The sequence below is a fragment of the Paenibacillus sp. P4_A7 genome, assembly GCF_056402455.1.
The window spans coordinates 1-14820 of the sequence record NZ_JBFUHJ010000009.1 but is presented as its reverse complement, the minus strand read 5'-3'; the positions used below and the strand labels follow the sequence as shown (position 1 = coordinate 14820).

Annotated in this window: 11 protein-coding genes; 9 read left to right on the top strand and 2 right to left on the bottom strand. The window is 44.4% G+C overall.

Annotated features, from left to right (window positions below; all coding sequences use genetic code 11):
- Nucleotides 1-169: 169 nt before the first annotated feature.
- A complete protein-coding gene (locus tag AC1DWN_RS02680) occupies nucleotides 170-769 on the top strand; it encodes a DJ-1/PfpI family protein (RefSeq protein WP_477557397.1) in 600 nt (199 codons plus the stop codon).
- A gap of 48 nt (nucleotides 770-817) precedes the next feature.
- On the opposite strand, the gene AC1DWN_RS02675 is transcribed toward AC1DWN_RS02680, so the two are convergent.
- Nucleotides 818-1183 (bottom strand): helix-turn-helix domain-containing protein, encoded by a 366-nt coding sequence (locus AC1DWN_RS02675; RefSeq protein ID WP_477557396.1) that lies wholly within the window; start codon nucleotides 1181-1183, stop codon nucleotides 818-820.
- A 207-nt stretch (nucleotides 1184-1390) separates the two neighbouring features.
- Between AC1DWN_RS02675 and AC1DWN_RS02670 the strand changes: the two genes are divergently transcribed.
- Complete coding sequence (locus AC1DWN_RS02670; RefSeq protein ID WP_475810304.1) at nucleotides 1391-1741, top strand: YmaF family protein; 351 nt, start codon at nucleotides 1391-1393, stop codon at nucleotides 1739-1741.
- Nucleotides 1742-1832: 91 nt separating this feature from the next.
- Here AC1DWN_RS02670 and AC1DWN_RS02665 read toward each other — a convergent pair whose 3' ends face one another.
- Nucleotides 1833-5174, bottom strand: coding sequence for a DEAD/DEAH box helicase (locus tag AC1DWN_RS02665; protein ID WP_477557395.1), 3342 nt, complete (start codon nucleotides 5172-5174; stop codon nucleotides 1833-1835).
- Between the two features lie 207 nt (nucleotides 5175-5381).
- Here AC1DWN_RS02665 and AC1DWN_RS02660 point away from each other — a divergent pair, with 207 nt between their 5' ends.
- The 7 genes from AC1DWN_RS02660 to AC1DWN_RS02630 all read left to right on the top strand — a co-directional run.
- Nucleotides 5382-6317, top strand: coding sequence for an ABC transporter permease (locus AC1DWN_RS02660; RefSeq protein ID WP_477557394.1), 936 nt, complete (start codon nucleotides 5382-5384; stop codon nucleotides 6315-6317).
- Nucleotides 6317-7243, top strand: a complete 927-nt coding sequence (locus AC1DWN_RS02655; protein ID WP_477557393.1) for a carbohydrate ABC transporter permease — start codon at nucleotides 6317-6319, stop codon at nucleotides 7241-7243. Before AC1DWN_RS02660 ends, AC1DWN_RS02655 begins: the two co-directional genes overlap by 1 nt.
- A 114-nt stretch (nucleotides 7244-7357) precedes the next feature.
- Nucleotides 7358-8932 carry a response regulator gene (locus AC1DWN_RS02650; protein WP_477557392.1) on the top strand — a complete coding sequence of 525 codons (1575 nt, stop codon included), beginning with the start codon at nucleotides 7358-7360 and terminating at the stop codon, nucleotides 8930-8932.
- 11 nt (nucleotides 8933-8943) lie between these two features.
- The gene (locus AC1DWN_RS02645) at nucleotides 8944-10686 is read left to right on the top strand and encodes a sensor histidine kinase (RefSeq protein ID WP_477557432.1); all 1743 of its coding nucleotides are present in this window, start codon (nucleotides 8944-8946) and stop codon (nucleotides 10684-10686) included.
- Nucleotides 10687-10789: 103 nt separating this feature from the next.
- Complete coding sequence (locus AC1DWN_RS02640) at nucleotides 10790-12283, top strand: extracellular solute-binding protein (RefSeq protein WP_477557391.1); 1494 nt, start codon at nucleotides 10790-10792, stop codon at nucleotides 12281-12283.
- A 179-nt stretch (nucleotides 12284-12462) separates the two neighbouring features.
- A complete protein-coding gene (locus tag AC1DWN_RS02635; protein WP_477557390.1) occupies nucleotides 12463-13338 on the top strand; it encodes an AraC family transcriptional regulator in 876 nt (291 codons plus the stop codon).
- 15 nt (nucleotides 13339-13353) lie between these two features.
- The coding region (locus AC1DWN_RS02630; RefSeq protein ID WP_477557389.1) for a hypothetical protein at nucleotides 13354-14820 on the top strand (1467 nt) is incomplete at its 3' end.

Sequence of the window (14820 nt, the reverse complement as noted above, 5' to 3'; positions counted from 1 at the left end):
GAGTGATGACCATTTATGGTAAATTGATGTGGATTTCGCACTGAGTGGATGTGGTTCGCGGTGAGGTAGTGAGTATTGTAGGGAAGAGAGAACTTTTCTATCGCCAATAGTTCTTCTATATGTTAATATTTCCCTTAAATCAATAGAGTGAAGGAGAGCTGAATCAGGCATGAAAATGGCATTTATACTTTTTGATGGAATGACGACAATGGACTTTATCGGTTTTTATGAGGCGGTAACGAGATTGGGGGTTATGAAGGCTATTGAAAATGTATCGTGGGATTTCTGCTCCAATAAAGAGGAAGTAACCGATGATAGAGGGATGACTATAAAAGTTAAGCATGTGAATCCTGACTTGTCCGTTTATGACCTTGTATTTGTCCCAGGGGGGTCTGCTACACGACAGCTTAGATACGATCCCGATTTTATTTCGTGGATTCAAACAGGGAAGGATATTAAATATAAAGTATCCGTTTGTACAGGAGCCTTGCTGCTTGGAGCGRCTGGTTTTTTGGAGGGTAAAAAAGCGACAACCAATCCCAATGCTTACGAGTTATTAACTCCCTATTGCTCAGAGGTTATCAAAGCTCGAATTGTAAGGGATGGTCATTTATTTACGGGTGGCGGAGTAACGGCGTCCATTGATTTAGGTCTGTATGTGATAGAATCACTTACCAACACTCAGTTTGCACAACAAGCGCAAAAGATGCTGGATTATCCTTATTATGAGTCAGGTAAGTTGACTGATATTTATATGCCTCTTGATTAGACTAAAGTAACTGAATGCCCTCCTGAGAATACAGCAACTGATGAAAGTTTAACAACCTCCCATTATCCTTCTTCCCTGAACTTGGTTGGTGTCATTCCAATCGTTTTTTTTGAAAATTTTCGAGAAGTAATAAGGGTCCTCGTAACCGACTTCCTCGGCAATCTGATTAATTAACTTGTCCGTTCGACGAAGCAAATCTTGTGATTGTTGTATACGTAAAAATTGAATATAGGTTGTAATGGTGATGCCTGAGTATTTCTTGAATACATTGCTTATGTATTCATATTTAAGGTTGAGAGATTGCTCGTAAAAAGCTTTTGTCCTATCTTTAGTAAACGATTCCTCTAGGTAATTGACAATTATCTGATTGAGCCGAATTATTTCATGACGGATATTGTATTCCTTCCACAGCAATGAAATGATTAAGTTCTGTTTCGAGGATCAAAGATAGATTTTAATATGGGCCTCAACATACAAAGGAGCAGGCTACCGCGATAAACGTGGTTAGCCTGCTCCTTTTGTGATTTCTGAATTAATTGTGCTGATGTCTAACACTTATTTTAACGGATTTATATATGATACAGAATCAAGTTTTATCTTGATCTTAGGGGAGGGATTTTTATGAGGAAAAGAGTAATGAAAAGATGCACTAAAATAAGAAGACAGACACATTTACATGAATTTGAAGGCAGTACAAAATTAGCGGAACAAGGTGCAGATAGGCATAATCATCGTTTTGCAGGTGTTACTGGTCAAGTGATCCGAGTTGGTAACAGTCATGTCCATGAAATAGACCTCACTCATACCGATTTCTTGAACCATTTTCATAATCTCAAAAAAATAAGAACCGGACTTGCAATCCCTGTCGGGAATGGTAAGCATGTGCACTTTGTAAAAGGAATGACTACACTAAATGATGGCCATGTACATCAGTTCAATTTCGCTACTTTAATCCAAAAACCTCTTGTATAAAGTGTAGGCAATTAACTAAGGTTTTCTATAAAATAACTACAAATAAGCTACCGCGATAAATGCGATAGCTTATTGTAGTTTTATTGATGCATTAATCGGTAATCATAAGAATCTCTCGGATATCTTGCTCGGATAGGGAGGAAAGTGCCTCCTGCCCGGGCTGGATCACTTCGTCGATGAGGTTCTTTTTTTTCTGCTGCAGCTCGTACATTTTATCCTCCACAGTACCTTGCGCGACAAGGCGGATAACCTGGACAACGTTTTTCTGCCCAATGCGATGGGCGCGATCGGCTGCTTGCTGTTCAACAGCTGGATTCCACCAAAGATCATAGAGGATAACGGTATCCGCTCCAGTTAGATTAAGTCCAGTTCCGCCAGCCTTTAACGAAATGAGGAACAGGTCGCGTTCACCGTCGTTAAATTGGTTACATAGCTCTACGCGCTTGGAAGCTGGGGTTTGGCCGTCTAAGTAAAAATGAGAGACGCCTTGATAGCCGAGTTCCTGGCTGATTAAGCCTAGCATCTGGGTAAACTGCGAGAATACGAGCATACGTTTTCCAGCACTGCGGCATTCCTCTATAAGCTCCATGAGCTGCTCGAATTTAGCTGAGCTGCCTGTATAGCCCTCGACAAACAGAGAAGGATGACAGCAAAGCTGGCGCAGCCTTGTTAAACCAGCTAGTATTCGTATGCGATTTTTTTGGAAGTCCTTCGCATGTAAATGCTTTACGGTTTCCGCTTGCAGCTCGGCCAAATAGGATACATACAGCTTCTTCTGCTCTGGCAGCAGCTCAGAGGCCTGCAGCGTTTCGATCTTATCGGGCAGCTCCTTCAGCACGTCCTTCTTCAAGCGGCGCAGTAGAAATGGACGAATCCGCTTCGCCACAGTTTCTCTAGTAAGCTCGCCAAATTCCTTTCTTCCAGGAAACAGAGCTGGGAATACGGCGTCAAATATCGACCATAGCTCCTCCAGCCGATTCTCAACCGGAGTTCCTGTAAGGGCAAAACGGTAACGAGCTTGAAGCCGCTTAACAGCTTGTGCGGTCTGAGTCGTATGATTCTTAAATGTTTGCGCTTCGTCCAAAATAAGCGTGTGGAAGGATTGCTGCTCATATTGCGCAATATCTCTTCGCAGCAGTGGGTAGGATGTAATAATAACGTCTACTTCTGATCCTCCCTTTACGACACTGCTGCGTTCTTCTTTACTTCCGTCGGCGATGACAGCTCGCACTTCAGGCGCGAATCGCTTCAACTCATTCAGCCAGTTGTACACGAGTGAAGCAGGCGAAATGATAATAACCGGCAACTCCTGACTTCTAACCTCTGGCAGCACGGAGACGATAAACGCGATGCTTTGGATCGTTTTTCCGAGCCCCATATCATCTGCTAAAATACCTCCGAACCGGTAATGAGCAAGTGTTTTCATCCATTGAAAGCCATATTGCTGGTAATCCCTTAGAACGTTAACGAGACTATCCGGTACGGTAAAATCCAGATTGTCGGGATTGCGCATGTTCTCCAATAGTCGACGGAACGATTTTCCTAAATTGACGGCGTTGCCTTGTCTCTGAGAATCCATCAAGTGAAGTCCTCGTACGACAGGAATACTGATTTCTGATCCTTTCAAATCCCCCTTACGAATGCCGACCTCATTTATGAATCGAATAATCTCTTGAAATTCCGCGCTTTCCAGCGGCATTAACGCACCGTTAGGAAGCTTGTAGTACTTACGCTTTTCCTCAAGTGACTTAAGCACAGCACGGATATCGGCATCAGGGATGCCAGCTATATCAAATTTGAATTCAAGCCAATCGGTGCGCTCGTCCACATTTACCGTTATTTGCGGCGGTGCATGCTCGGTGAAGATTCTTATTTTCACAGCTGAGGTGGCATAGACGTCGAGCAGCTTTTCCAGCTGCGGAATGACATGGTACAGAAAATCATATTCGCTGTCCTCGTCCTCCATGAAATAGCCGCTCTCGGTTTTGGCAAAGGGACTTAGCTCCATCAGCTCTAATATGCGTCTTTCCTGCTCCCCGTCTCGCATAAGGATACGATCAGTACCGCGTTTCTGACCGTTTCCTTCTAATGGATTTATAACAATATCGCCGTATTGAAAATCTAGACTGGCAAGCAGGCGGTCCTTCAAGCGGTCTAAGTAAAGCTTCGCTTTTAAAGGTGTGTGCGTAATACGTTCTGAGACGGTCTGGGCAATACGAACGCTGCCGAGCTTCATTAAGCCAGGCACAACCTTTTCCATAAAAGGCTCCATTTGCTCCGGTGCAATTTTAATTTGCTGCTTGTTCGTTGCATCCAGCATATACTTCAGCTCAGATAGACGTTTGCAATGCGCGGTCTGCAGCTTAAGCAGCTTACCGCCTGAGAGGACAATGCTGTATGCCTCTAAGATAATGAGGTTTTCTATACCCTCTACTTCTAACTGATAGCCATCGCCATCTGCCTGGTTGAACTCGAATTGGAGCGGGATCTGCTCATCAGATAGCTCAATTCCTGTAAAGCTGTTGTTGTCGTACTCCAGAAATGCAGCAGGCGCTGTAGACAGCAAAGGCCGCAAAACTTCCCAAGAGGCTGGAGGAATAAGCAGCATGCGATCACCACTTAAGTTTTTGCTATGATTTTCATATACGCTAGACGTTTCACGGTACATTTTTTCGTTGTGATAGATTTCAATTAGCTGTCGAATTATAGCGTCGTCCTGTATGGAAAAGCTATGCAGCGCAGGGTCAAAAATGAAATGCTTGGAGAAAACATAGCTTTGCCTGCGCTCGATGCGGTCGAGAAATTCTCTTAGCTTTTGTACGATATAGGGTCGTTTCTGCCCAACCTTGAGCTCAATGCCGAACATATATTTTCGATCACCATAATGAAATGGTTTACAGGTAAACGAGACATCTAGAATGATTCTTGTATCAAAAAAAGGCGTTGCATTACTTGGGCGCAGCGGCTTCTCGCTGAATAGTCCCAGCATACTGCTCGTCAACATGGCATCATCCGAAGAGCTGGTAGAAGAAGACCTTGTCCTTAAGGTGCTCGATCTAGTCTGAAGCTGACCGATTTCCCCAGAAAACGGATCCTCCGGATAGAGGATGGAATTATAGGAACGAGTAGGTTCATTACTGCCGTTATGGTTCAAATCATGTATATACAGAAGCGCGGCGGCAACATGCTTGCAGAGTTTGTCGGATGTATAAAAAGCGAGGCAGGTGCATTCTGCATCCACATCACCGTTATAATCAATTTCGATTGAAATATCGTAATTTTTATTGTCTTTGACGATGGCTTTATAATTAGAAGTTTCGGGATCGTTATTGGTAAGAGTCACTTTGTTGTCCAGGAAGTAAGCTTCCCCTCTCTCGTAAGAGAGCTCGCCGCACAGCAGCTTAATGACCCGTTTAGTCAATTGAAAGCTCATGTTCTTGATCCTTCCTTTTAAACCATAATGAGATTTAACAAAATAATTGTCCTTCTTATGATAACAGAATTAACTCACATCGCCATAACCTTTAGATTTTCTTTGTTTTATTACGATTGCATCATTTTCTTGGTTTGATATCTCACCGATAATTAGACTAAAGAGGCACAGCCTGCATCATTCATCTCAATTAAAGGAGTCATATGTATGAAAGCAACGCAGGTACAACCAATCGTTAAAACGAAAACGTGGAAAGCCATACTTAAAGAATGGGACCTTTACCTTATGCTGGTACCGGGGCTGCTATTTCTAGCTTTATTAAAGTACACGCCGATGTACGGGTTAATTATCGCATTTCAGGATTTTAGTATTTTTAAAGGCATTGGTGAAAGTGCATGGGTGGGGCTTAAGCATTTTAAGCGGCTCGTAGTAAATGATCAGTTTTTGAACGTACTAACGAACACGCTGCTAATTAGCATTTATAAGCTCATCTTTTTGTTTCCTGCACCGATCGTATTGGCCGTATTGCTTAACGAGATTCGGAAGATGTTTTTCAAACGGATCGTGCAATCGGTCATTTATTTACCACATTTCTTATCATGGGTCATTATAAGCGGCATGTTCATTAACTTACTTTCACTCAACGATGGTATCGTAAACACGATTATCGAACGGTTAGGCGGAGAACGGATTGCCTTCTTTATGGACCAGTCGGTTTTTCGTTCGCTGCTTGTCGTGACGGAGGGGTGGAAGGAAGTTGGCTGGGGAACGATTATTTATTTGGCGGCAATCTCTGCTATTGATCCCCAACTCTATGAAGCGGCTAAAATCGACGGGGCCAACAAGTTTCAGCAAATGAAACATGTTACGCTGCCGAGCATTTTCGCAACAATCGTACTGATGCTTATTTTGCGGCTCGGCAATATGTTGGAAGCAGGTACGGAACAAATTCTCGTTATGTATAATCCGGTTGTTTATGATATCGCGGATGTCATTGGGACATACGTGTATCGGGTCGGGATCGGAGCCTCTGATTATAGCTTTTCAACCGCAGTAGGAATGTTCGAATCCGTAATCGCCTTTGGACTCGTTGTAAGCGGTAACTGGGCATGTAGGAAATATCTAGGAAGGAGCATCTGGTAATGCAAACGACAAAAACGGTCTCACAACAGCAACCCAGAAGAAACATAGTGAAGGACTCCTTTGGAGAACGACTATTCACCATTCTTAATTACACGTTTTTTATTTTGCTTGGCATTGCCACATTGTTTCCTTTTCTAAATGTAATCGCAAAATCTTTCAGCAGCGAGGCAGCGGTTGTCTCGGGCCTAGTTACGATTTTTCCAATCGATTTTCAAGTAGGGACGTATGAGCTTGTCCTCGGCAATAAGCAGTTTCTGAATTCATTTAAAATTACGATTCTAGTGACGATTGTAGGAACGTTGGCATCTTTGTTCATGACGGYATTAGCTGCTTACCCACTATCGAAGCCAAGCCTGAAATTCCGTAAGCAGCTGTTGTTGATTTATGTATTCACGATGCTGTTTAACGGAGGCATTATACCGACCTACTTGGTTATGAGAGAGCTTGAGATGGTAAATACAGCCTGGGCATTATTCGTACCTGGCCTAATCAACGTCTTCTATATGCTCATTGTCAAAAACTTTTTCGAAGCCATTCCGGAGAGTCTCGAGGAATCGGCTAAGCTTGACGGCGCATCGAATATGCGGATTTTGTTCAGTATTATATTGCCGTTATCGAAGCCCGTGCTTGCTACGGTTGGATTATTTTATGCGGTATTGCTCTGGAACAGTTACTTTAATGCTATGATCTATATTACGTCGCCAGATTTGAAGACACTGCAACTGTACTTGAAGGAATTAATTGCTTCGACGCAAGAGGTACTGACTATGGCTGGTCAAATCGACGTTAACCGGGATTTGAACCAAGCGCCGGAAGCCGTTCGTGCCGCCTCTATTGTGACGGCAACGATACCGATTTTGCTCGTATATCCTTTTTTGCAGAAGCATTTTGTTAAAGGTGTAATGGTAGGTTCTGTAAAAGGTTAGTTCGGATGTATTCAATCCCATTCACTGCCGCAATGAATTTGCGGCAGTGACGGGTTTTTTTGCTATTATAGGCTTAAACGTCTTATCGACTTGAGAGAACAAGGAGGCAGCAGCATGATAAAAGCGATTCTCGTTGATGACGAGCCCATGACGCGCAGCGGGCTTAGGAGATTTATTGATTGGACGGGTCTGGGCATCGAAATTGTCGGTGAAGCGGAGGATGGCATTGAAGCCTACGATTTATTCATCCGCGTACGGCCAGATATGATATTATGTGATATTCGGATGCCTAGATTGGATGGAATTGGGTTAACTCAGCGAATCCGCGAGATTGATTCTAATTGCAAAATTATTTTTTTGAGCGGCTATAACGATATCGATTATTTGAAATCTGCAATTAAGCTGCAAGCGGTAGACTATATGCTCAAACCGATTCAAATGTCGGAGCTTTCCGATTTACTTAAGAAAACGGTGAGCCGGATTTGGGAGGACAGGCAGCAGCAGCAGCAAATTCAGCATATGCGTCAGCAGCTAGATCGAAGCAAGCCGGAATTGACAGCGCATTCATTAAAAGCCATTCTCAAGCTCTCTGTTTCGACAGGAACTGAATATGATAATATTCTAGAAGATATTGCGCGTATAGATGATAGCTTTCCCATGGATGGGTTTTATCAATGCATAACGTTCAGCTTTAAGAACGATCAAGCTGAGCAACAATGGAAAGAAGAATCAAAGGCAGAAGCTGCTGTGCTGGAGCTGCCTATATTAATTGGAGTCATAGATGGCATAGGAGTTGCTTGTATCGGTCATACCTCGCGGCGGAATGATGATCAGCTTGGGATGTGGTTGAATCGTCTGACGAGGCGAAGAGGGCAAGAGGAACAGACTGGCATTGCAGCTGGAGTAGGAGAGACATTTACGCATCTAAACGGATATTCGACTTCCTATGAGCAAGCGCTCAGAGCGCTCTCGCATCAATTTTATCGTGGCTGGAATACCGTTATATGGTTTAGAGACCTGCCGCAAAATAGCCGTACACTCTGCCTATTTGATAAACAAGCTATTATTCGATTTGAGGAACTGCTGCGCGGAAAGCAAATGCAGGCGGCGGAACAGTGGGTGGACCAAACGATTAATGAGCTGCTGCTGAACCCATCTTCAGAGGTTGAAGCTGTTCGTAAAAAGCTGTTTCGTTGGTATGTGGCGATGACTCGAATATATTCGGAAACGATGTGGGAGTTCGAAACGGATCAGCTATGGGCGACAATGTTCGTATCCGGTGAGCTGTTCTTGATCCGTAAATTTATAATGCAGCGTCTTGAAATTATTCGTCAATCACTTGATCTAACCGATTCCAGTGACAAAACAGTTATTCGGGATATTATCCGATTTATTCAAGGCAATTATAATAAGGATGTTTCCATTACGATGGTTGCCGGACATGTCCATTTGGCGCCAACCTATATGTGTATTTTGTTCAAGAAGGAAAAAGGTCTTTCCATTAACGATTATATTACGCAATACCGCATTGAACAGGCTAAGCTGCTGCTGCGCGACCGCAGACTGAAGCTGTATGACGTATCGGCGCAAGTCGGGTATCAGGATGCCAATTATTTTGCGAAGGTATTTCGTAAGCTGACCGGTGTTATTCCGTCCCAATATCGGGATACGCTGCAAGAAGAATGTTGACTTTGAATCAGATGATTAGTCAGAGAATTTCGCGCATCCGAATAAAGACGAAGTTAATGCTCGTCTTTATGTCATTAATATTCATATCTGTAGGCTCGATATCTGTCATAATTTATTCGAAAACTGTCCAAATACTAGAAAATCGGATCGAGCAAGCGACGGAACGTGCAATAAACCAAGCCAATTCGTTTATAGCCTACAAGCTTACTAGCGTGAAAGATGTCTCTAGCATACTGTTTATGAATAAAGAATTGAACGATATTCTGAAGAATGGGCGAAGCGGAACTTCACTAAGCAATCAAATCGATGATTATCATAAAATATTGAATATATTGCGTTCCACTCAGACTAGCAGGGAAATTTACAGCATGCGGCTATATGTGGATTCGACAAGCATTTATACGCGCGAGAACAGTACGATCTATGCTTTGTCCACGATCAAAGAGGAATACTGGTACAAGGAAATGATGCAAAATTCGGAAGGGATATATTGTCGGTCAACCTATGAGCATAATTATGACGGGGATCGCGGGAAACAAAATATTATCTCCTGCGTTCGTCCGCTGTTTGCAGATGGGTTCACTGGCGACGTGCTCGGTGTGCTGTCCATTGATATTCTCGAAGATAATATTCAACAAATCATTAGTGAAACTCAAATCACAGCAGCCGGCGAGGTATATCTTGTTGATAAGCACGACAGGATTATCTCCAGCTTGGATACGGAGGACCTTGGTCAGGAGCTGCCCACGGTCGAGCGTCAATCGCATATTGTTATTACGAAAGGAATTGAAGGGAGAAGCTGGGAGCTGATTGCCTTTATTCCTAAGGAAGAGATTTATGCGGAAATTAGGCAATGGTCGTCGACGTTCTACGCGGTGTTGGTCGTTGTCGTTATCGTCGGGGCAATATTGGCGGTTGCTGTCTCAGAGGGGCTTACGCGCAGAATTCGCCCGCTGCTGCTGCAGATTAAGAAGATAGAATCGGAGAATTGGGATTCAGATACTCCTGTTACCGCTCACGATGAAATCGGCGTGCTGCAGTCGCATGTCAACCAAATGAGCGCAAATATGCGCCGCTTGATTCAAGAAAAATATCAGACGGAGGTAAAGAAGAAGGCTGCTGAGCTGCAAGCGCTGCATGCCCAAATTAATCCACACTTTTTATATAACACACTAGATCTCATTCATTGGATGGCGATGGAGCGGGGAGCTATTGAGATAAGTGATGTTGCCGGGCAGCTATCGAAGTTTTTCCGAATCAGCTTGAGCCAAGGCCGTGATATTATACCGATATCGGAGGAGTTGGAGCATGTACGTACGTATATGGATATCCAAAATCGACGATTCGGTGGACGAATTCAATTCTCGACTGATTCAGATCCGAAGCTGCATTCATTAAAGGTAGTGAAGCTTATCTTGCAGCCAATTGTAGAGAATGCAGTACTGCATGGCATTCGAGAGAAGCTGGATAAGTCGGGCAGCATCCGGATTTCCTGTTATTTTAACGAGAATAATGTTGAGTTTACAATAGAGGACAACGGTGTTGGCATGAGTAGAGAGCAGTTGGAGCGGCTGAATGGTGATTCGATTGACTCTGGTTATGGTTTACGTAATGTGAAGGACAAGCTCAGACTCTATTTCGGGAATGAGGCTATAGTTCGTTTTGAGTCCGTAGAGCATGAGGGAACTCGGGTAACCATTGTTATTCCCGCTACATTCGAGGAAGTTATGCCTTATGAAGAGCTGGACGAGTGAATGAGGACAACAAGGGAAGCGTATGACGACAAATACAGCGTTCCCCCCCGGTGCTACAATTAGAACGAGTAATGAGACTTTTTAACATAATGGGGGAGATAAAGTGAATAAGAGGTTGAGTATAGGTATTGTATTCGTATTGATTGTAGGTATGCTTGCTGGTTGTGGAAGCGATAACAATGCAGGTAGTGGAAAGGCCCCGGCAAGCACGGATGGAGCAGTTTCAGAAAAGAAGCCTGTACTTAAACAGCTCGGCTTTCAGCGGAACTTTGATCCGAATCAAGATCCTGTTGCAAAGTTCTTGGAAGAGAAAACAGGCTATAAAGTGGAGTATGAGACGCTTCCGCTAGAAAATCCGGATGACAAGCTCAACCTATTAATGGCAAATAACGAGTCTTATGATATTTTGAAGCTTTCGGCTACACAATACAATCGTCTTGCCGTACAAGGTGCACTTGAGCCGCTTGATCAGCTTTTGTCTGAGCATGGGCAAAACTTGCTTAGCTCCACTCCGGAAGAGTTTTTCGGAAATTCCAAAGTTGACGGTAAAACATACGGTATTCCGGAGAAGCATCCGCGCGGATTTGTGGGCAGCTCGCTAGCCATTCGCCAAGGACTTCTTGACGAATTGAAAATGAAGGTACCTACGACGATTGACGAGTTTTACGAGCTATTGAAAGCTATTAAGACTAAAGACGGTATGATTCCTTTAACTGGCTTTGAAAGCGTTATTCCTGAAATATCGGGCGCATTCGGTGTCGTGACTAGCTTTGACGTGCAAGACGGCAAGCTCATTCACCGCTTGGAAGGGCCTGGGATGAAAGAGTATCTCGCATTTATGAATAAACTGTACGCTGAAGGCTTGATGGATCCTGAATGGCCGGTTAACAAAGCAGATACCATTCAGCAAAAGTTTGTTACAGGCAAAGCAGGCATCATGACTTATGGCTGGGGTATTGCACCTGCGGTAACAGATGCACTTAACAAAAACATTCCGAATTCAGAAATTACATTGATTTCATCTTTGAAGGGTAAAGACGGTCAAATCGGAAACTGGGTGCAAGGCGGCGGTGTAAGCTGGTATATTGCCATTCCAAAGTCATCGAAGAACAAGGAAGCAGCAATGAAATATTTGAATATGAAGGTGGAACCGGGGCTATTTAAAGAATTGGCGATCGGTGAAGAAAACGTTCATTATAAAACGGAAAGTAACGGCAAAATGTTTCCAATTCTGCCTACGTTTAATGAGCAGCGCGGAAACTCCGATTGGTTCATGACCAGCACGGACGCTTCACAGTTTGAAGAGCTTTGGCTGCTCCGGGTCCGTAAAGATCTAGTGCTTTATGAAACCTTTGAGAAAATTCAAGGTCAGATGTCCATTTCAAGAAGTGATCCGACGCTACTTGCTCCCCCTCTGCCGATTGTATCTAACAATTTGCAGAAGCTGATCATGCTGGAGAACGACTACATTATAAAAGTAATGGCTGGTGCGGAATCACTGGATAATTACGATAAKTTTTTATCTGATTGGAAATCGCAAGGCGGAGCAGAAATGCTGACGGAACTATCCGCTTGGTATGATGGGAATCAAAAGTAAATAGGATTGAGGGAAGTCGGGACTAGGTGTCTCGGCTTTTTTTTGCATAATCATACTGAGTCAGTAAAACATCTCAAGATATTCCTTGTATTCATAAGATCACACCATAACGATGGTGGAGCAAGTGATGCAAAATAAAGGAATAGAAGTATGATTAACATGGATGGGGAGGCAGCATTATGCCGTCTGTCGCTGCAGCGAGATTTACGAGTGGAACAGGTTTTGACAACCGTTATTTGGAACGGGCGGTCACTTTAAGCCGTGTCGTTCTGAACCAAGTACATGACCGCTGTTGCTATGAGGCGGATAGCGGCTCTACATCAAGTCATCGATTGCTCTATATGCTATCGGGGAGCGGATCGGCTTCGATAGATGGATGCCATACGCCATTGCAGCAGCGTCACTTCATATGGATCTATCCAGGGCAATCCTTTCATATCAAATCGACAGGGAACGCGAATGAAGCGATGCGATTTATATGCGTTGATGTGCAGCCGGGTAAAGGGTGCAGTCTCTTGGATATTGCATTTCAGGCTGCGGATGATATCAGGTCTTACCGGGATTTGTCGGGGATGGATGAGCTGCTCTTCCAACTAATGAAGGAATTACAACTGCTCGACAAGTATGCGCTTACAATTCTGGATAATCTTTTAAATCAATTAATGGCCCAGCTATGCCGTCTGCTAGAAGGAAATACCTTGCAACAAATTGCAAATGGGCGCGCGGTCAATAAGAAGGAGCTGGTTTATCAAACCATCCAGTATTTCGACATTCATATCGAGAATATCGATGAGCTTGGACAGGTTGCGGAGGCGCTGGGATACAGTTATTCCTATCTTTCTCATGCCTTTCGGTCGGAGATGGGTATCACGCTGCAAGGCTATTGGGCTAACCGCCGTATGCTGCGGGCTATGAACCGGCTGCAAGCAGGACGCAGCAGCATCACGAAAATATCAGAGGAGTTACAATACCAGTCGATTCATTCGTTCAGCAAGGCGTTCAAAAAAGTGACAGGCTTTACGCCTTCGGAATATCAAAGCTTATATGGAAAATAGACGAGGAGGAATAAAATGAAAACCGCGTTGTTCGTAAGAAGTAATCAAGAGCTCAAGCTATTACCGACCGAAGGAGCAGAACGCTTCGATTGGACGGCATTGGATACCGTTTCGTTAGAGGGTTATAGGGCGATATTCCTCATTGGTTCCGATTCACTGGACAACCAGGTGTCGCTGTCTTCTGCGGCTTGTGCCAAGCTATGGGCATTCGCTGAGCAGGGAGGGCTTATTTATGGGGAAGTTATCGAAGTGTTTGATTTTCCAACATCAAGGCTGTTCGGCTGGAAGCAGGATTTCCCTGTAACGCGCCGAACGATGGAGAAGCTTCAAAGCAACCTGGCGATACCAAGAGTAGCGGAGGGAGATTTGCTTGAGTGGACAGGTACATTGCAGCGGGGATTTGCTTTCGATTCGGAGGTTAAGCTTTCGATGGGCGTTTATCGCGATACTCATCAAAGCGTTTCAATCCCCGCAAGTGAAGGGCAGCCCGGTCTGATCATCCGTAAGCTTGGTGCGGGTACGATCGTATATTGTGCTTTTTCGCTATTCTCCTGTCCTGATCCAGAATCGTTAAGGCCTTATAGCCGCTGGTTGCCGCTCATGCAGTACCTCAAGGAGCTGTCGGGCATTCCGTTTAGGATGTGGGAACCGTTTATTGACTTGTCAGCGAATGCCTCAGCAGCGGAAGCGGTAAAGGCAAATGTCCAGTGGTTTAGAAGCTCGGGCATGCTTCCTGCAAGTAATGGAGCGGAGGGTGTATACGAAAATATTCATTCCGTAACGGCGAAGTTGTCGCCAGACCTTCGGCCGGACTGCCACGCGCATTCGGCGCTAATGTTTTATTTGTATGGCAAGTGGAGCGGAGAGAAGCAATGGTTAGAGACCGCCGACGGCTTGCTCCACTATTTATTTGAGCATGACTATCAAGATATGGATAGTACTTCGCCGTCTTATGGCTTTTTCAAATGGTATGATTTTCCCGGAAAATACCCGCATCAACTCTTTACAGACGATAACGCTTGGGTCTGCTTCGTGTTGCTGTATCTATATCGTCGGACGGGCAACGAAACGTATAAAATTCGCGGCTTGTTAGTCGCTGAAGCACTGCTGGCCACGCAGCGGGAGGACGGGTTACGTCCAAATGTACTTACTCGTACGCAACTGGGAGAGCTGGGAAGAGAGGGTGCGTCGGCGCTGCCGCCTAGCTTGAATCCCCACTTCGAGAGCATAACCCACGCCGCGTTCGTACAAGCGTATCTTGTAACTGGTGAGAAGGCCTATATGGATACAGCGCTCACTGGTGCTCGGACATTGCTTGCTAGAGAATCTGAGCATCGCTTTATGTACAGTCGCACTTCGGGATTGACTCGAATGCTTCTTCCGCTAAGCTATTTGAGCAAGCATGACGAAACGGGTGAAATTGCTGCTGGATTGGAGCGGACTTTTGCTTATCTAATCTCGCATCAGCATTCGCTTGGAGTT